Genomic DNA, 17660 nt, shown 5'->3' on the forward strand with positions numbered 1-17660 from the left:
ATAGCGGCACTCTCCAATGAAGAGAGGGGTGGATGACGTGTTCGGCAAAACGATTCCGGGACGGACGACCGCGGCGGCCGAGGGGGAGGTGGTCGTGCTGCTCATCGGGATGCGCATCAACCACTTCCGGGGCGTGCACCACTGGCTGCCGGTCTTCGTCGCGATGCTGCGCATGCTGCGGGAGTTGGGCAGGGACAAGGAGCGCGGCCTGCTCGGGCGCACGCTGCTGTCGGGCTCGCCGCGGTCGTACTGGGTCGTCCAGTACTGGGAGTCGAAGGAGAAGCTCTACGCGTACGCGAGCGCTCCCGACATGTTCCACCGCAGGGCCTGGGCGATCATGAACCGCAAGGAGAAGAAGTCCCGGCAGCACGTGGGGCTGTGGCACGAGACGTACATAGTGCCCGAGGGCGGGTACGAGGCGATCTACGCGGACATGCCGGTCCACGGACTGGCGGGGGCCACCGGGGTGCTGCCGATCGAGGGGCGCGGCCGCCGGGCGGCGGACCGTCTCGCGCACCGCTCGTCCGCGGGGTGAGGTTCCGACGGAGGCCGCCACGACGCTGGGGCGGCCGGGAAGTCGTCGAACGCGTCAGCCGTTGCGGCGCAGGGCCTCGCTGAGCCTGGCCGCCGAATCGATGACCGCCTGGGCGTGCATCCGGCCCGGGTGCCGGGTCAGCCGCTCGATCGGTCCCGAGACCGAGACGGCGGCGACCACCCGGTTCGACGGACCGCGCACCGGGGCCGAGACCGAGGCGACGCCCGGCTCGCGCTCACCGATCGACTGGGCCCAGCCCCTGCGCCGTACGCCCGAGAGCGCCGTCGCCGTGAAACGGGCGCCCTGGAGGCCGCGGTGCAGGCGCTCCGGCTCCTCCCAGGCCATCAGGATCTGGGCCGACGAACCGGCCTTCATGGTGAGCGTGGAGCCGACCGGCACGGTGTCCCGCAGGCCGGACAGCCGCTCCGCCGCCGCCACGCAGATCCGCATGTCGCCCTGCCGGCGGTAGAGCTGCGCGCTCTCGCCGGTGATGTCGCGCAGGTGGGTGAGCACCGGTCCCGCCGTGGCCAGCAGACGGTCCTCACCGGCCGCGGCCGCGAGCTCCGCCAGCCGGGGGCCGAGAATGAAACGGCCCTGCATGTCCCTCGCCACCATGCGGTGGTGTTCCAGTGCCACGGCCAGTCGATGGGCCGTGGGTCGTGCGAGCCCGGTCGCCGCGACCAGCCCGGCGAGGGTGGCCGGACCGGACTCCAGGGCGCTCAATACGAGAGCCGCCTTGTCGAGAACGCCGACGCCGCTAGAGTTGTCCATACGACGATACTCCCGTCTCACTCTGTGAAACGCAAGTTCAATTTCCGGCGGAAGTTGCGAACCTGTACGAGCGGCCGCACGACGGCCCGTCTGCCACCGTCCCGCAGGGGGTCGGGACGACGGCGCACCGAATCTCTAGTTGGGCCGGCGAAGACGCCGGCCGGAGGGAAAGCGATGGGTAGGACACTCGCGGAGAAGGTCTGGGACGACCATGTCGTCCGGCGCGCCGAAGGCGAGCCCGACCTCCTCTTCATCGATCTGCACCTGCTGCACGAGGTGACCAGCCCGCAGGCCTTCGACGGCCTCCGGCAGGCCGGACGCCCGGTGCGGCGCCTCGATCTCACCATCGCCACCGAGGACCACAACACCCCGACCCTCGACATCGACAAGCCGATCGCCGACCCGGTCTCCCGCGCCCAGCTGGAGACCCTGCGCAAGAACTGCGCGGAGTTCGGCGTGAGGCTGCACCCGCTGGGCGACGTGGAGCAGGGCGTCGTGCACGTGGTCGGCCCGCAGCTGGGGCTGACCCAGCCGGGCACCACGGTGGTCTGCGGCGACTCCCACACCTCCACGCACGGCGCCTTCGGCGCGCTGGCGTTCGGCATCGGCACCAGCCAGGTCGAGCACGTCCTGGCCACCCAGACCCTGCCGATGGCCCGCCCGAAGACCATGGCGATCACCGTCGACGGCGAACTGCCCGACGGCGTCACGGCCAAGGACCTGATCCTCGCGATCATCGCCCGCATCGGCACCGGCGGAGGCCAGGGCTACATCCTCGAATACCGCGGCCCGGCCATCGAGAAGCTCTCGATGGAGGCCCGGATGACCATCTGCAACATGTCGATCGAGGCCGGTGCCCGGGCGGGCATGATCGCCCCGGACGAGACCACCTTCGACTACCTGAGGGGCCGCGACCACGCCCCGCGGGGCGAGGACTGGGACGCCGCCGTCGCGTACTGGAAGACGCTGCGCACCGACGACGACGCGGTCTTCGACGCCGAGGTCGTCATCGACGCCGCCGAGCTGGCGCCGTTCGTCACCTGGGGCACCAACCCCGGCCAGGGCGCGCCGCTGTCGGCGAACGTCCCCGATCCCGCTTCGTACGAGGACGCCTCGGAGCGGAACGCCGCCGAAAAGGCCCTGGAGTACATGGGGTTGACCGCGGGGCAGCCGCTGCGCGAGATCAATGTGGACACCGTCTTCGTAGGCTCCTGCACCAACGGCCGGATCGAGGACCTGCGCAACGCGGCCGCGATCCTGGAGGGCCGCAGGGTCGCGGACGGCGTGCGGATGCTGGTCGTCCCCGGCTCGGTCCGGGTCGCCCTGCAGGCCGTCGAGGAGGGCCTGGACAAGGTCTTCACCGCCGCCGGCGCCGAATGGCGGCACGCGGGTTGCTCGATGTGCCTCGGCATGAACCCCGACCAGCTGGCCCCCGGCGAGCGCTCCGCCTCCACCTCGAACCGCAACTTCGAGGGCCGGCAGGGCAAGGGCGGCCGTACGCACCTGGTCTCCCCGCAGGTCGCCGCCGCCACCGCCGTGCTGGGCCACCTGGCCTCGCCCGCCGACCTGTCCGACGCCCGTACGCCCGCCGGAGTCTGAGAATCATGGAAGCTTTCACCACGCACACCGGCCGGGCCGTCCCGCTGCGCCGCAGCAACGTCGACACCGACCAGATCATCCCCGCCCACTGGCTGAAGAAGGTCACCCGCGACGGCTTCGAGGACGGGCTGTTCGAGGCCTGGCGCAAGGACGAGGACTTCGTCCTCAACCGCCCGGAGCGCAAAGGCGCCACGGTCCTGGTGGCCGGCCCGGACTTCGGCACCGGCTCGTCCCGCGAGCACGCCGTGTGGGCCCTGCAGAACTACGGCTTCAAGGCCGTGATTTCCTCCCGCTTCGCCGACATCTTCCGCGGCAACTCGCTGAAGAACGGCCTGTTGACCGTCGTGCTCGACCAGAAGACCGTCGACGCGCTCTGGGAGCTGACCGAGGCCGACCCGACGGTCGAGATCACCGTCGACCTGGAGGGGCGCCAGGTGCGCGCCGAGGGGATCACCGCCGACTTCGAGCTCGACGAGAACGCCCGCTGGCGACTGCTGAACGGGCTGGATGACATCGGTCTCACCCTTCAGAACGAAGCGGACATCGCGACTTACGAGGCAGCCAGGCCGGCCTTCAAGCCACGTACAATTAACGCCTGAGCAGCGCGTTTCCAGGACTGCGCCCCCTGCCTTCTGGTAGGGGGCGCAGTCGCTTGTTGAGACCCCGTCGGGCGACAACTCGCCCCAGATGGCACAATCGGTGCATGGAACGCGACAGCCAACTCGAGCTTTACGGCCAAGTCGCCGACCGATTGAAGGAAGCGCACACAAGAGTGCGCGCACTGCAAGTCCCGGAGGGCGTAAGGATGGCGCTGTCCCGGAAGCTGTTGGTCATCACGGCCGCGGCTAAGCACGATCTCCCGGACGCGGCAAGGCGTCTGGACCGGTTGATGAAGGACCTCGACGAGGGCCGATTCCCCGAAGGTGAGTGACTCTGCGGAACGACGCAGCGGTCGACTTCGTTGCGGCACTAGGGTGATTAGCCCGTTTCGTGTTTGATTTGCGGTATATATCTGCCTAACGTGCGAAAACGCTTGAACACTTTCGTTCTGGCAATGTCTCCGAAGGGGAAGACGTGAACAAGGCGCAGCTCGTAGAAGCGATTGCCGACAAGGTCGGCGGCCGTCAGCAGGCCGCCGACGCCGTCGACGCGGTGCTCGACGCGATCGTCCGTGCGGTTGTCGCGGGGGACCGTGTCTCGGTCACGGGCTTCGGCTCGTTCGAGAAGGTCGACCGCCCCGCCCGGTACGCCCGCAACCCGCAGACGGGTGAGCGCGTGCGGGTCAAGAAGACCTCGGTTCCCCGCTTCCGCGCGGGACAGGGCTTCAAGGACCTGGTGAGCGGCTCGAAGAAGCTCCCCAAGGGCGGCGAGGTGGCCGTGAAGAAGGCGCCCAAGGGCAGCCTCTCGGGTGGTGCTTCCACCCGTACGACGACCAAGGCCGCGGCCAAGAAGGCCGCCGCCAAGAAGGCCACGGCGAAGAAGGCCACCGCCAAGAAGACCGTGACCGCCGCGAAGAAGACCACGGCGGCGAAGAAGACCACCGCGAAGAAGACCACCGCGGCGGCCAAGAAGGCCACGGCCGCGAAGAAGACCACCGCCGCGGCGGCGAAGAAGACGGCGACGAAGAAGACCACCGCCGCCAAGACCGCCCCCGCCAAGAAGGCCACGGCGAAGAAGGCGCCCGCGAAGAAGACCACGGCGCGCAAGACCACGGCCAAGAAGACCACCGCACGGAAGAAGTGAGACCGAGCAGCACAGACCGCTCACACGCACCGGGCCGGGCTCCCCTCGGGGGAGCCCGGCCCGCGGGCTGTCGTGGGCGCGTGCGCGCGGCCGTCAGAACGTCTGCAGGGTCACCAGGGTGATCCGCAGGTCCGCGCCCTCGCCGCGGCCCTCGATCCGCACCCGCTGCCCGGGCCGCAGCAGCAGCAGCCCGCCGGCGTCGAAGGCCCGGGCGTCGAACTCCACCGGGGTGCCGTCGTCGAGCAGCACGCTGCCGGTGCGGGTCTCGGGGTCGTACGTGTACGAGGTCGCCTGCATGGACGGCAGCCTAGCGGCCCGGCACGGGGCGACCGGGTCCGGTACGGGGGCGGCGCGGCCCGGTACGGGTAGCGGGGCGGGCGCCCGGGGCGCGTCCCCGGAAGGGCGGCGCTACCGACGCGGTGCGGCCCGGGGGATTCCCGCGCCCAGGTGTTCCGCGGCGTGTTCCGCCGTGTGCGGGCCGACGCCCAGGGCCAGCGCGGCCCGCAGGTCCGCGCCGGTGTCCACGTCCTGGCGGACCGAATCGATACCGGTCAGGTCGGCCTCCACCGCCCCGGAGTCCAGATGCCGGACCCGGGAGGGGCCGCCGAAAGCCGGGCGCAATTCCGCCCCGGGCGCGGCCGACAGAAATGTTGTGCCGATTCCCGCCGCATCCGTCACAAATGTGCGCGGGAATTCGGCGGAGTAATTGAGTACCCGGGCCAATTCCCCGGGACGCAGTGCCGGGAGATCGGCGTTGAGCGCGGCGAGGGCGGCCCGGGGCCGCCGGGCCCGTACGGTGCGCGCGCCGTGCGCCAGCGCGGCGTTGAGCCCGCGGTCGGGCTCGTCGGGCACGACGCGCGCGCCGAGCGCGGCGAGCGCGGCCCCGGCCTCCGCGTCGTCCGTGACCACCACCACATCCAGCACCGCCGGGCAGGACAGGACGGCGGCCACGGTGTCCCGGGCGAAGGCGAGGGCGAGCCGCGGACGCAGCGCGTCCCCCGTCGCGGGCGCCAGCCTGCTCTTGGCCCGGGCCAAGGGTTTCAACGGGACGACCAGGGACCAGGGACCGGTCGGGTCGGTGTTCGTGGCGATCTCCCCCTCGGTGCGCTTCGCGGCCTATTCTCGCCTGCCTGCGCGAGAACCCGGAGGGACGGTCCCGAAACCGGGGCGTACGGTGTTCTCGACAGAGCAGGGGCCTGGGGCGAGACTTGACCGTCGGTAGCCAGGCAGAGTTCAGGTCCTTAGAGGAAGGTGTCCGAGTGTCCCGCCGCAGAATCGGCTTCTGGTACCGCCTGGCGGCGGTCATCGCAAAACCGCCGCTGGTGGTTCTGTTCAAGCGTGACTGGCGGGGAATGGAGCACATTCCGGCCGACGGCGGATTCATCACGGCGGTCAACCACAACTCTTACCTGGACCCGCTCTCCTACGCCCATTTCCAGTACAACACCGGGCGGGTGCCCCGGCTCCTGGCCAAGGCGGCCCTCTTCAAGACGCCCTTCGTCGGAATGATGCTGCGCGGCACCGGACAGATTCCCGTGTACCGCGAGACGACCAACGCGCTGGACGCCTTCCGGGCCGCCGTCGACGCCATCGAGCGCGGCGAATGCGTCGCCTTCTACCCGGAGGGCACCCTCACCCGCGACCCCGACATGTGGCCGATGGCCGGCAAGACCGGCGCGGCCCGCGTCGCGCTGCTGACGAAGGTCCCGGTCATCCCGGTCGCCCAGTGGGGCGCCAACCTGGCGATGCCGCCGTACGCCAAGACGGACAAGTTCCGGTTCTTCCCCCGCAAGACCCTCCAGGTGCAGGCGGGACCGCCCGTCGACCTCTCCCGGTTCTACGACCTGCAGCCGACGCCCGAGGTGCTGCGCGAGGCTACCGAGGTCATCATGGCCGCGGTGACCGAGCAGCTGGAGATCGTGCGGGGCGAGAAGGCCCCGGCACAGCCGTACGACCACCGCAGGGCCCGCGCGGAACAGCGGCGCAAGGCCGAGGGAAAGGGAACCAAGTGACGCACCCCGCGAAGGCGGCCGTCTTCGGAACGGGCTCATGGGGCACGGCCTTCGGCGTGGTCCTCGCCGACGCCGGCTGCGAGGTCACCCTCTGGGGCCGCCGCGCCGAGATCGCCGAGGCCGTCAACACCACCCGCACCAACCCGGACTACCTGCCGGGCATCGAACTCCCCGGGTCGGTCCGGGCCACCACCGACGCCGCCGAGGCGCTGGACGGCGCCGACTTCGCCGTGCTCGTGGTGCCTTCGCAGACGCTGCGCGCCAACCTCGCCGACTGGGCCCCGCACCTGGGCTCCGACACCGTCCTCGTCTCGATGATGAAGGGCGTCGAACTCGGCACGGCGAAGCGGATGAGCGAGGTCATCGAGGACGTCACCAAGGTCTCCGCGGACCGGATCGCCGTCATCACCGGACCCAACCTGGCCAAGGAGATCGCCGAACGCCGCCCCGCGGCGGCCGTCGTCGCCTGCCAGGACGAGTCCGTGGCCCGGCGCCTCCAGGCCGCCTGCCACACCCCGTACTTCCGCCCGTACACCAACACCGACGTGGTCGGCTGCGAACTCGGCGGCGCGGTCAAGAACGTCATCGGCCTCGCGGTCGGCATCGCCGACGGCATGGGCCTCGGCGACAACGCCAAGGGCTCGCTCATCACCCGGGGCCTCGCCGAGACGACCCGCCTCGGTCTCGCCATGGGCGCCGACCCGTTGACCTTCTCCGGACTCGCGGGCCTGGGCGACCTGGTGGCGACCTGCTCCTCGCCGCTGTCGCGCAACCACACCTTCGGCACCAACCTCGGCCGCGGCATGACGCTCCAGGAGACCATCGCCGTCACCAGGCAGACCGCCGAGGGCGTCAAGTCCTGCGAGTCGGTGCTCGATCTGGCACGCCGGCACGGCGTCGACATGCCCATCACCGAGACGGTCGTCGGCATCGTCCACGAGGGCAAGCCGCCGATGGTCGCGCTGGCCGAGCTGATGTCGCGCAGCGCGAAGCCCGAGCGGCGCTGAGATCCCGTCGGGCGGCCCCCTCGACCGGGGGCGGTCGCCCGACGGGCTCCGGAACGGGCCGCGGAGGGCCACGGCGGTGAACGTCCGCGGTCACCGCCGTGGCGGACCCGGCCGCGCTGACGCAGGGGATACCAGCAGGTACGCTCAACCCGATATGAGCAGCGAGAACCTCCCCCAGAGCCCGGAGCGGCAGCTCCGCAAGCCGCGCGTGGCCGTCGTGTTCGGCGGCCGCAGCTCCGAACACGGCATCTCGGTCGTCACGGCCGGCGCCGTCCTGAACGCCATCGACCGGACCAAGTACGACGTCCTGCCGATCGGCATCACGACCGACGGCCGCTGGGCGCTCACCGCCGACGAACCCGAACGCATGGCCATCACGGACCGGAAGATGCCGGAAGTGGCCCAACTGGCCGAGTCCGCAGAGGGTGCCGTGGTGCTCTCCGTCGACCCCGGCAGCCGTGAAGTGGTGTACAGCGAGCCCGGCTCGGTACCCAAGGCACTCGGCGAGGTGGACGTCGTCCTCCCCGTGCTGCACGGCCCGTACGGCGAGGACGGCACCCTCCAGGGACTCCTGGAACTGTCCGGCGTCCCCTACGTCGGCGCCGGGGTCCTCGCCTCGGCGGTCGGCCAGGACAAGGAGTACATGAAGCGGGTCTTCATCTCCTTCGGCCTGCCGGTCGGCCCCTACCTCGTGGTGCGCCCCCGGGAATGGGACAAGGACCCCGCCGGGGCCCGCGCGCGCATCGTGGACTTCGCCGGCGAGCACGGCTGGCCGCTCTTCATCAAGCCCGCCCGGGCCGGCTCCTCCATCGGCATCACCAAGGTCGACGACCCGTCCGGGCTCGACGGGGCGATCGAGGAGGCCCGCCGCCACGACCCCAAGTTCCTGGTCGAGTCGCTGCTGCGGGGCCGCGAGATCGAGTGCGGGGTGCTGGAGTTCGAGGACGGTCCGCGCGCCAGCGTGCCCGCCGAGATCCCGCCGGTGACCGCGCACGACTTCTACGACTTCGAGGCCAAGTACATCGACTCGGCCTCCGGGATCGTGCCCGCCCCGCTCACCGAGGAGCAGACCGCCGAGGTCCAGCGCCTCGCGATCGAGGCCTTCGACGCCGTGTCCTGCGAGGGACTGGTCCGTGCCGACTTCTTCCTCACCGAGGACGGCACCTTCGTGATCAACGAGGTCAACACCCTGCCCGGCTTCACTCCGATCTCCATGTACCCGCGGATGTGGCAGGAGAGCGGTGTGAGCTACCAGGAGCTGGTGGACCGGCTGATCCAGGCCGCGCTGAGGCGGTCGACCGGCCTGCGCTGAGCGCCGGACCGTGCCACAGGGCGTGCGCCCCGCGACGGCGGCGCACGCCCTACAGGCCGGGAACCGTCTTCTCGACGGCCGGGCCGAACGCGGCCAGCGGACTCGCGTCGTGCGCGTACTCGGCGGACAGGCTCACCTCGACGTACGCCTTGCGATAGGTCGTCGTGAAACGCGGCCCGGCGTCCTGCGACTGCTCCAGCAGCCAGTTCACGCCGTTCGCCTCGGTCCCCTTGGCCATGGGGTCGTCCATCTTCGCGGGCCGGGGGACACCGCAGCGCAGTACGATCGCTCCGTCCCCCCACTCGGCGGTCAGTTCGGATTTCGGCCCGGTGTCCCCGCGGTCGTGCCCGGCGACGGTCTCCGGCAGTTCCCCGTGCAGCGCGCGGCAGTAGGCTGCGGCTTCCGGGGGAGGGGAGGGCACCGTGACCGACACCGCCGCGCCCGAGGAGGAACAGCCCGCCGCGGCCAGCAGCAGAGCGGCGACGGACGGACCGAGGAACACGGGGTGGCGGAGCCGGCGCGATGATGTCACCGGCCCAGCGTAGACGGGGACTACAGATGAACGACCGGGCAGGTCAGGGTTCGGGTGATGCCTTCCACCTGCTGGACCTTGGCGACCACCATGCGGCCCAGTTCGTCGACCGTGTCGGCCTGCGCGCGGACAATCACGTCGTAGGGGCCTGTCACGTCCTCCGCCTGGATCACTCCCGGAATTGCGGAGATGGTCTCGGCGACGGTCGACGCCTTGCCCACCTCGGTCTGAATGAGGATGTACGCCTGTACCACGGAACCTCCAGGGCGGCGACGAGGATCATGTGGGGGAAAGGGACGCCACGTTATCGCGTTGCCGCGTGCCGCGGGGAGACCTGCGGGTGGTTGACGCCCACCGCGTGGCGTGCGCAGGACACGGATTGACGTATCTCTTGACAGTACCGACAGCAGTGACGGCCCGCGACCGAGACCACGGCGGGCCGGAAGGGGGAACAGGCATGCCGGTGACGAGCGGTGCAGACTGCTCCCCGCCATGCCGGCCGGTCCGCGATCGGGACCACCGGCCGCCGAAGCAGCCCGGACGACGGTCCGGCGCGATAGATGAGAGGTGAGACTCGGTGAAGGGAACCGTGGGCGAGTTGGGGGAGTTCGGGCTCATCAGGGAGCTCACCGCCCGGCTCACCACCACTCCGGCGGTACGGCTCGGCCCCGGCGACGACGCCGCGGTCGTGACCGCCCCCGACCGCAGGGTCGTGGCCAGTACGGACATCCTGCTGGAGGGGCAGCACTTCCGCCGCGACTGGTCGACGGCGTACGACGTCGGCCGCAAGGCGGCCGCCCAGAACCTCGCCGACATCGCCGCCATGGGGGCGGTGCCCACCGCGCTGCTGCTCGGCCTGGTCGTCCCCGCCGAACTCCCGGTCACCTGGGCCGGCGAGCTGATGGACGGCCTGCGTGACGAATGCCAGGTCGCGGGCGCCGCGGTGGTCGGCGGCGACGTGGTGCGCGGCGAGACGATCACCGTCTCGATCACCGCGCTCGGCGACCTGCGCAACCACGAACCGGTCACCCGGGCCGGCGCCCAGCCCGGCGACGTCGTCGCCGTCACCGGCTGGCTCGGCTGGTCCGCCGCCGGATACGCCGTGCTCTCCCGGGGCTTCCGCTCGCCCCGCGCCTTCGTCGAGGCCCACCGCCGCCCCGAACCCCCCTACCACGCGGGCCCCGCGGCCGCCGGGCTCGGCGCCACCGCGATGACGGACGTGAGCGACGGGCTCGTCGCCGACCTCGGGCACATCGCCGAGGCCAGCAAGGTCCGCATCGACCTGCGCTCCGGCCTCATCGACATCCCCTCGCAGATGTCCGACATCGGGCAGGCCGTCGGCGTCGACCCGCTCCAGTGGGTGCTGACCGGGGGAGAGGACCACGCGATCGTCGCCACCTTCCCGCCGGACGTGAAGCTGCCCGCCCGCTGGAAGGTCATCGGCGAGGTGCTCAACCCCTCCGCGCTGCCCCAGGTGACGGTCGACGGGGCGCCCTGGACCAGCAGGAGCGGCTGGGACCATTTCGGGGGCATAGAGGACGCCCAGTAGATTTCGGCGCATGTCCATATCTGCTGCCGTACCCGCCCGAGTGCTCACCGTCGCCGGATCCGACTCCGGCGGCGGTGCGGGCATCCAGGCCGACCTGAAGACGATGCTGGCGCTCGGGACGCACGGGATGAGCGTGCTCACCGCCGTCACCGCCCAGAACTCGCTGGGGGTGCGGGGCGCCTGGGAACTGCCCGCCGAGGCCGTGCGCGCCCAGTACCGCAGTGTGGTGGACGACATCGGCGTGCAGGCGGTCAAGACCGGCATGCTGTCCTCGGCCGTCCTCGTGGAGACCGTGGCCGAACTCCTCGCCGGCACCGACGCCCCGGTCGTCGTCGACCCGGTCGGCGTCTCCAAGCACGGCGACCCGCTGCTGGCGGCCGAGGCACTCGACTCCGTACGCACGAAACTGCTGCCGACCGCCACGGTCGCCACCCCGAACCTGGACGAGGTCGCGCAACTCACCGGCATCGGCGTCCGGGACGAGGCGGACATGCGCACCGCCGCCGCCGCGCTGCTGGACTTCGGGCCGCGCTGGGTCGTCGTCAAGGGCGGCCACCTGCCCGGCGACCCCGTCGACCTGCTCACGGACGGCACCGAGGAACACTGGCTGCGCGCCCCGAGACACGACAACCGGCACACCCACGGCACCGGCTGCACCCTCGCCTCCGCGATCGCCTGCGGGCTGGCCCTGGGCCAGGACGTGCCCACGGCGGTACGGGGCGCGAAGGCGTACGTCACCGGCGCGATCGAGGCGGGCTTCCCGCTGGGCGCGGGCATCGGCCCCGTCGATCACGGCTGGCGGACCCGCATCGGGTGATCCGCGCCGGGGAAGCCGCAAGTCCTGTCGTGCGCCCGGGAGTCCCGGCGCACAGCAAGAAGCCGGTCCACCTGGGTGGACCGGCTTCTTGGGCAACCGGAAGGCTGCGCTACGACGGGAACGTCAGCGCGCGACCTTGCCGGCCTTGATGCACGAGGTGCAGACGTTGAGCCGCTTCGGCGTCCGACCGACCACGGCACGCACGCGCTGGATGTTGGGGTTCCAGCGACGGGACGTACGGCGGTGCGAGTGCGAAATGTTGTTGCCGAAGCCCGGCCCCTTGCCGCAGACGTCGCAGTTGGCAGCCACGGGTCACTCCAAAGACTTCAGATGCACTTACAGTGAATTCCGGCGCGCCGGAATCAGTTGACTGAAGTGGCGGTGCCGGGGGAATGTCCCGACTTTCGTCGGGCAACCGAAGCAGCATACAACGACCGCGTCGGTAGAACGAAACTACCATGGGTTCCACCGCCCCCGTCCCGCCCCTGTCCCCGACGGACCCCGCGCACGGGACTACTCTGCGGTGCAGCCGGCCGCCCACGGCCGATTCCGAGGAGGACCGACAGGTGCCGCAGACCGACGACGACATGGACGCCGTCGCGGTGCGCGCCTGGTGCTCACTGGCCCTGGAGGCACTGGGCCGGGAGCGCGCGGCGATCGACGCGATCAACGTCTACCCCGTCGCCGACGGGGACACCGGAACCAACCTCTACCTGACCGTGGAGTCCGCGAACCAGGCCGTCGAAGCCGTCTTCGCCGCCCACGAGACCGGCCCGACCAGCCCCCTCACCGCCGACGCGGTACGGGCCATGGCACACGGCGCCCTGATCGGCGCCCGCGGGAACTCCGGCACGATCCTGGCCCAGTTGCTGCGCGGAACGGCGCAGGTACTGGCCGTCGGGCACGACGCGGACCACCTGCGCCGGGCGCTCGCCACCGCGGCCGACGCCGCCCGGCAGGCCGTCGCCCACCCCGTCGAGGGCACCGTGCTGACGGTGGCCGCCGAGGCCGCGGCGGCCGCCGCGCGCACCGCCGCCGACGCCACCACCGCCGAGGTCGCGCAGGCGGCGTACGAGGGGGCGCGGGCGGCCCTGGCCGCCACCCCCGGACAGCTCGCCGTGCTCGGCCGGGCGGGCGTCGTGGACGCCGGCGGGCGGGGACTGGTGACGGTGCTCGGGGCACTCGTCGAGGCGGTCTGCGGACGGGCGCCCGCCGCCGGACCCGTGCTTCCCGCCCCCGTCCTTCCGGTGCCGGACGACTGCGTGGCGGCCGGCCCCGCGGACGGGCCCGCCTTCGAGGTCATCTACCTGTTGGAGGCCACCGACGAGGCGGTGGACCGGCTGCGGGCCCGGCTCGACCCGCTCGGCGACTCGCTCGTGGTGGTCGGCGGCGACGGGCTGTGGAACGTCCATGTGCACGTCGACGACGCGGGCGCCGCCGTGGAGGCCGGCGTCGAGGCGGGACGCCCGTACCGGATCAGGATCACCCACTTCGGCGCGGACCGGGTCCATCCCCACGTCGAGCCCGTGCAGCGCGCCGTCGTCGTGGTGGTCCCCGGCGACGGGCTGCGCGGCCTGTGCGAGGAGGCCGGGGCCACGACGGTCCTGGCCCGCCCCGGCGAACCGCCCGCCAGCGGCGAACTGGTCGACGCGATCCGCCGGGCGCACGCCCGCGAGGTGGTCCTGCTGCCCAACGACGCGGAACTGCGCCACACCGCCGCCGCGGCCGCCGAACAGGCCCGCGCCGAAGGCGTCCGGGTCGCCCTGGTCCCGACCCGGGCCGCCGTCCAGGGCCTCGCCGCCCTCGCCGTCCACGAACCGGGCCGCAGCTTCGACGAGGACGTGGTGGCGATGACCGCCGCCGCGGGCGCCACCCGCTACGCCGAACTGGCCGTCGCCGAACGGCAGTCCTGGACCATGGCGGGCATCTGCCAGGCCGGGGACGTCCTGGGACTGATCGACGGCGACGTCGCGGTCATCGGCGGGGACGTCCCGCACACCGCCCGGACCGTGCTGGACCGGATGCTCGCGGCGGGCGGCGAACTGGTCACCCTGGTCCTGGGCGAGGACGTCCCCGACGGCCTCGCCGACGAACTGGAGGAGCACGTGCGCGAGGGCCACCTCGCGGTGGACACGGTGGTCTACCGGGGCGGCCCCCGGAGCGCCCCGCTGCTCATCGGGGTGGAGTAGACCCGGCCCCGGGCCGTGCCCGGCGGCCGACTGTCAGTGGCGTGGTGTGCAATGGATCGCGTGTCCGCGTTCGACGAACCCCTCAAGAAGCTGCTCGGCGGAGCCACCGCGAAGGTGATGGCCGACCACCTCGACCTGCACACGGTCGGCGACCTGCTCCACCACTACCCCCGGCGCTACGAGGAGCGCGGTCGGCTCACGGCGCTGACCGATCTCCCGCTGGACGAGCACGTGACGGTGGTCGCCCAGGTCGCCGAGGCCCGCGTCCTGACGTTCAACAACGGCCGGGGCAGACGCCTGGAGGTGACCCTCACCGACGGCAGCGGCCGCCTCCAGCTGGTCTTCTTCGGCCACGGCGTCCACAAGCCGCACAAGGAGCTGCTGCCCGGCCGCCGGGCGATGTTCGCCGGCAAGGTCTCCGTCTTCAACCGGAAGATGCAGCTGGCCCACCCCACGTACCAGCTGCTGGACACCGGGCCCGGTGAAGGGGCCGGGGACGGGGACAGGGAGGCGGTGGACGCCTTCGCCGGGCGGCTGCTGCCGATCTACCCGGCCTGCAAGCAGCTGGACTCGTGGCGGATCGCCAAGGCCGTCGACACGGTCCTGCCCAGCGCGCGGGAGGCCGTCGACCCGCTGCCGGCCGCGCTGCGCGAGGGCCGCGGCTTCGCCCCGCTCCCGGAGGCGCTGCTGAAGGTCCACCGCCCGCAGACCAAGGCGGACATCGCCCTGGCCAGGGACCGGCTCAAGTGGGACGAGGCATTCGTCCTCCAGGTCGCGCTGGCCCGCCGCAGGTACGCCGACACCCAGCTCCCGGCCGTGGCCCGCAGGCCCGCGCCCGGCGGACTGCTCGACGCCTTCGACGCCAAGCTGCCCTTCACCCTCACCGACGGGCAGCAGAAGGTCTCCGGGGAGATCTTCGACGACCTCGCGACCGAACACCCGATGCACCGGCTGCTCCAGGGGGAAGTCGGATCGGGGAAGACCATGGTCGCGCTGCGGGCGATGCTCGGCGTCGTGGACGCGGGCGGACAGGCCGCCATGCTCGCGCCCACCGAGGTGCTCGCCCAGCAGCACCACAGATCCATCACCGAGATGATGGGGGAGCTGGCCGAGAATTGGGGACTGTGGCGCGAAGCGCCTCATCAGGAGGGGCGGCGGTCGGGCGACGGGCGGGCGCTCGGCGGCTCCGAGCAAGGGACGAAGGTGGTGCTGCTCACCGGGTCGATGGGCGTCGCCGCCCGCCGGCAGGCGCTCCTGGACCTCGTCACCGGCGAGGCCGGGATCGTGATCGGCACCCACGCCCTGATCGAGGACAAGGTGAAGTTCCACGACCTGGGCCTGGTCGTCGTCGACGAGCAGCACCGCTTCGGCGTGGAGCAGCGCGACGCCCTGCGCTCCAAGGGGAAGCAGCCGCCGCACCTGCTGGTGATGACCGCCACCCCCATTCCCCGCACGGTCGCCATGACCGTCTTCGGGGACCTGGAGACCTCCGTGCTGGACCAGCTCCCGGCCGGCCGCTCGCCGATCGCCAGCCATGTCGTGCCCGCCAAGGACAAGCCGCACTTCCTCGCCCGCGCCTGGGAACGGGTGCGGGAGGAGGTGGAGAACGGGCACCAGGCGTACGTGGTCTGCCCCCGCATCGGCGACGACGAGGACGAGCCGGGCGGCAAGGGGGGCAAGGCGCCCGAGGGCGACGGCGAGAAGCGCCCGCCGCTCGCCGTCCTGGCGATCGCCGAACAGCTCTCCGAGGGGCCCCTCGCCGGTCTGCGCATCGAGGTGCTGCACGGCAGGATGCCGCCCGAGGACAAGGACGACGTGATGCGCCGCTTCGCCGCGGGCGAGGTCGACGTCCTCGTCGCCACCACTGTCATCGAGGTCGGGGTCAACGTCCCCAATGCCACCGCCATGGTGATCATGGACGCCGACCGGTTCGGCGTCTCCCAGCTGCACCAGCTGCGCGGCCGGGTGGGCCGCGGCTCCGCCCCCGGTCTCTGCCTCCTGGTCAGCGAGGCGCACGAGGCCAGTCCGGCCCGCGCCCGGCTGTCCGCCGTCGCCGCCACCCTCGACGGCTTCGAGCTCTCCCGGATCGACCTCGAACAGCGCCGCGAGGGCGACGTCCTGGGCCAGGCCCAGTCCGGGGTCCGTTCCTCGCTGCGGATGCTCACCGTCATCGACGACGAGGAGGTCATCGCCGCCGCCCGCGAGGAGGCCGTCGCGGTCGTCGCCGCCGACCCGGGGCTGGAGCACCTGCCCGGGCTGCGGACCGCGCTGGACGCCCTGCTCGACAAGGAACGCGAGCAGTACCTCGACAAGGGCTGACCGGCACCGCCGGGGACGCCCGGGTGCGCGGGCCCGATCCGGCCCGACGCCATATCGTGGGTGGCACCACACCGCGGCATCCTGCGGGCCACCCACGAACCGAGGACCAGACACCCATGACCCGCGTGATCGCCGGCTCGGCCGGCGGCCGCCGCCTGGCCGTTCCGCCCGGCACCGGCACCCGTCCCACCTCCGACCGCGCGAGAGAGGGCCTCTTCTCCACCTGGGAGGCCCTCCTCGGCAGCCTGGCGGGAGTCAGGATCGCCGATCTGTACGCGGGCTCCGGCGCCGTCGGCCTGGAGGCGCTCTCCCGGGGCGCGGCGCACGCCCTGCTCGTCGAGGCGGATCCCAAGGCCGTCCGCACCGTCCGGGACAACGTCCGCACCCTCGGCCTGCCCGGTGCCGAGGTCCGTACCGGCCGGGCCGAGCAGGTCGCCGCGGGCCCGGCGCCCGCCGAGCCGTACGACGTGGTGTTCCTCGACCCGCCGTACGCCGTCACGGACGACGATCTTGGCGAGATACTGCTCACACTCCGTGCTCAGGGGTGGCTCACGGACGATGCGCTCGTCACCGTGGAACGCAGCACCAGGGGCGGAGAATTCGGCTGGCCCGAGGGTTTCGAAGCGTTGCGGGCCCGTCGCTACGGCGAAGGAACGCTTTGGTACGGTCGCGCCGCCTCTACGTGCGAAGACGCACGATGACCGGACCGGAGAGCGAGGGAATCAAGTTGCGCCGCGCCGTCTGTCCGGGGTCATTCGACCCCATCACCAATGGACACCTCGACATCATTGGCCGCGCCTCGAAGCTGTACGACGTCGTACACGTCGCGGTGATGATCAACCAGTCCAAGAAGGGCCTGTTCACGGTCGACGAGCGGATCGACCTGATCCGCAGCGTCACCTCGGAGTTCGGCAACGTCCAGGTCGAGTCCTTCCACGGCCTCCTGGTCGACTTCTGCAAGCAGCGCGACATCCCGGCGATCGTCAAGGGGCTGCGGGCCGTCAGCGACTTCGACTACGAGCTCCAGATGGCCCAGATGAACAACGGCCTCTCGGGCGTCGAGACCCTCTTCGTGCCCACCAACCCCACCTACAGCTTCCTGTCGTCCTCCCTGGTCAAGGAGGTCGCCACCTGGGGCGGCGACGTCTCCCACCTGCTTCCCCCGGTGGTCCACGAGGCCCTCACCGAGCGCCTCGCCCAGGGGCGTTGAGCTGACGGTTCGTCAGCAGGTGTCGGGCGGGCGCCGGCTGGCCGTACAGTCGTCCCGTCCGTCTC

The 17660-nt window shown here is 71.7% G+C and carries 20 protein-coding genes; 14 read left to right on the forward strand and 6 right to left on the reverse strand.

Annotation, left to right across the window (positions count from 1 at the left end; translation table 11 throughout):
* Window positions 1–37: 37 nt before the first annotated feature.
* The gene (locus tag EAO76_RS32550; RefSeq protein WP_148840435.1) at window positions 38–535 is read left to right on the forward strand and encodes a DUF4188 domain-containing protein; all 498 of its coding nucleotides are present in this window, start codon (window positions 38–40) and stop codon (window positions 533–535) included.
* A 54-nt stretch (window positions 536–589) separates the two neighbouring features.
* On the opposite strand, the gene ndgR is transcribed toward EAO76_RS32550, so the two are convergent.
* Window positions 590–1306, reverse strand: a complete 717-nt coding sequence (ndgR, locus tag EAO76_RS32555; protein WP_030928691.1) for an IclR family transcriptional regulator NdgR — start codon at window positions 1304–1306, stop codon at window positions 590–592.
* Between the two features lie 174 nt (window positions 1307–1480).
* On the opposite strand from ndgR, the gene leuC reads away from it, so the two are divergent.
* From leuC to EAO76_RS32575, 4 genes are all read left to right on the forward strand, one after another.
* A complete protein-coding gene (leuC, locus tag EAO76_RS32560) occupies window positions 1481–2905 on the forward strand; it encodes a 3-isopropylmalate dehydratase large subunit (protein WP_148839518.1) in 1425 nt (474 codons plus the stop codon).
* 5 nt (window positions 2906–2910) lie between these two features.
* Window positions 2911–3504 carry a 3-isopropylmalate dehydratase small subunit gene (gene leuD / locus EAO76_RS32565; RefSeq protein ID WP_148839520.1) on the forward strand — a complete coding sequence of 198 codons (594 nt, stop codon included), beginning with the start codon at window positions 2911–2913 and terminating at the stop codon, window positions 3502–3504.
* Window positions 3505–3608: 104 nt separating this feature from the next.
* Window positions 3609–3836, forward strand: coding sequence for a hypothetical protein (locus EAO76_RS32570; RefSeq protein WP_148839522.1), 228 nt, complete (start codon window positions 3609–3611; stop codon window positions 3834–3836).
* Between the two features lie 143 nt (window positions 3837–3979).
* Window positions 3980–4648, forward strand: a complete 669-nt coding sequence (locus tag EAO76_RS32575; protein WP_148839524.1) for an HU family DNA-binding protein — start codon at window positions 3980–3982, stop codon at window positions 4646–4648.
* A gap of 93 nt (window positions 4649–4741) precedes the next feature.
* Here EAO76_RS32575 and EAO76_RS32580 read toward each other — a convergent pair whose 3' ends face one another.
* Together EAO76_RS32580 and cofC are read right to left on the reverse strand one after the other, a co-directional pair.
* On the reverse strand, window positions 4742–4945 hold the full coding sequence (locus tag EAO76_RS32580) for a hypothetical protein (RefSeq protein WP_148839526.1): 204 nt from the start codon (window positions 4943–4945) through the stop codon (window positions 4742–4744).
* Window positions 4946–5056: 111 nt separating this feature from the next.
* Window positions 5057–5740 carry a 2-phospho-L-lactate guanylyltransferase gene (gene cofC, locus EAO76_RS32585; protein WP_148839528.1) on the reverse strand — a complete coding sequence of 228 codons (684 nt, stop codon included), beginning with the start codon at window positions 5738–5740 and terminating at the stop codon, window positions 5057–5059.
* Window positions 5741–5907: 167 nt separating this feature from the next.
* Here cofC and EAO76_RS32590 point away from each other — a divergent pair, with 167 nt between their 5' ends.
* The 3 genes from EAO76_RS32590 (at window position 5908) to EAO76_RS32600 (ending at window position 8979) form a co-directional block, all read left to right on the forward strand.
* Window positions 5908–6660 (forward strand): 1-acyl-sn-glycerol-3-phosphate acyltransferase, encoded by a 753-nt coding sequence (locus tag EAO76_RS32590; RefSeq protein WP_148839530.1) that lies wholly within the window; start codon window positions 5908–5910, stop codon window positions 6658–6660.
* Window positions 6657–7667: an NAD(P)H-dependent glycerol-3-phosphate dehydrogenase gene (locus EAO76_RS32595; protein WP_148839532.1), complete on the forward strand. Its 1011-nt coding sequence runs from the start codon at window positions 6657–6659 to the stop codon at window positions 7665–7667. Before EAO76_RS32590 ends, EAO76_RS32595 begins: the two co-directional genes overlap by 4 nt.
* Before the next feature lie 154 nt (window positions 7668–7821).
* Window positions 7822–8979 carry a D-alanine--D-alanine ligase family protein gene (locus EAO76_RS32600; RefSeq protein WP_148839533.1) on the forward strand — a complete coding sequence of 386 codons (1158 nt, stop codon included), beginning with the start codon at window positions 7822–7824 and terminating at the stop codon, window positions 8977–8979.
* Between the two features lie 49 nt (window positions 8980–9028).
* Here EAO76_RS32600 and EAO76_RS32605 read toward each other — a convergent pair whose 3' ends face one another.
* Window positions 9029–9511, reverse strand: coding sequence for a DUF3515 domain-containing protein (locus EAO76_RS32605; protein ID WP_376042464.1), 483 nt, complete (start codon window positions 9509–9511; stop codon window positions 9029–9031).
* Window positions 9512–9531: 20 nt separating this feature from the next.
* On the reverse strand, window positions 9532–9765 hold the full coding sequence (locus EAO76_RS32610) for an Lrp/AsnC family transcriptional regulator (RefSeq protein ID WP_148839534.1): 234 nt from the start codon (window positions 9763–9765) through the stop codon (window positions 9532–9534).
* A gap of 323 nt (window positions 9766–10088) precedes the next feature.
* Here EAO76_RS32610 and EAO76_RS32615 point away from each other — a divergent pair, with 323 nt between their 5' ends.
* Both EAO76_RS32615 and thiD read left to right on the forward strand, forming a co-directional pair.
* Window positions 10089–11060: a thiamine-phosphate kinase gene (locus EAO76_RS32615; protein ID WP_148839535.1), complete on the forward strand. Its 972-nt coding sequence runs from the start codon at window positions 10089–10091 to the stop codon at window positions 11058–11060.
* 10 nt (window positions 11061–11070) lie between these two features.
* On the forward strand, window positions 11071–11877 hold the full coding sequence (gene thiD / locus EAO76_RS32620; protein ID WP_148839537.1) for a bifunctional hydroxymethylpyrimidine kinase/phosphomethylpyrimidine kinase: 807 nt from the start codon (window positions 11071–11073) through the stop codon (window positions 11875–11877).
* Window positions 11878–12000: 123 nt separating this feature from the next.
* On the opposite strand, the gene rpmB is transcribed toward thiD, so the two are convergent.
* A complete protein-coding gene (gene rpmB / locus EAO76_RS32625; RefSeq protein WP_030928661.1) occupies window positions 12001–12186 on the reverse strand; it encodes a 50S ribosomal protein L28 in 186 nt (61 codons plus the stop codon).
* A gap of 257 nt (window positions 12187–12443) precedes the next feature.
* Between rpmB and EAO76_RS32630 the strand changes: the two genes are divergently transcribed.
* The 4 genes from EAO76_RS32630 to coaD all read left to right on the forward strand — a co-directional run bounded on the left by EAO76_RS32630 (window position 12444) and on the right by coaD (window position 17595).
* On the forward strand, window positions 12444–14066 hold the full coding sequence (locus EAO76_RS32630; RefSeq protein WP_148839539.1) for a DAK2 domain-containing protein: 1623 nt from the start codon (window positions 12444–12446) through the stop codon (window positions 14064–14066).
* 51 nt (window positions 14067–14117) lie between these two features.
* Complete coding sequence (gene recG, locus EAO76_RS32635; RefSeq protein ID WP_148839540.1) at window positions 14118–16385, forward strand: ATP-dependent DNA helicase RecG; 2268 nt, start codon at window positions 14118–14120, stop codon at window positions 16383–16385.
* A 116-nt stretch (window positions 16386–16501) separates the two neighbouring features.
* Window positions 16502–17086 carry a 16S rRNA (guanine(966)-N(2))-methyltransferase RsmD gene (gene rsmD, locus EAO76_RS32640; protein ID WP_148839542.1) on the forward strand — a complete coding sequence of 195 codons (585 nt, stop codon included), beginning with the start codon at window positions 16502–16504 and terminating at the stop codon, window positions 17084–17086.
* Window positions 17087–17112: 26 nt separating this feature from the next.
* Window positions 17113–17595 carry a pantetheine-phosphate adenylyltransferase gene (gene coaD / locus EAO76_RS32645; protein WP_187438913.1) on the forward strand — a complete coding sequence of 161 codons (483 nt, stop codon included), beginning with the start codon at window positions 17113–17115 and terminating at the stop codon, window positions 17593–17595.
* Window positions 17596–17660: the final 65 nt, after the last annotated feature.

Origin of the sequence: Streptomyces sp. sk2.1, assembly GCF_008120935.1 — a bacterium.
GTDB lineage: Bacteria > Actinomycetota > Actinomycetes > Streptomycetales > Streptomycetaceae > Streptomyces.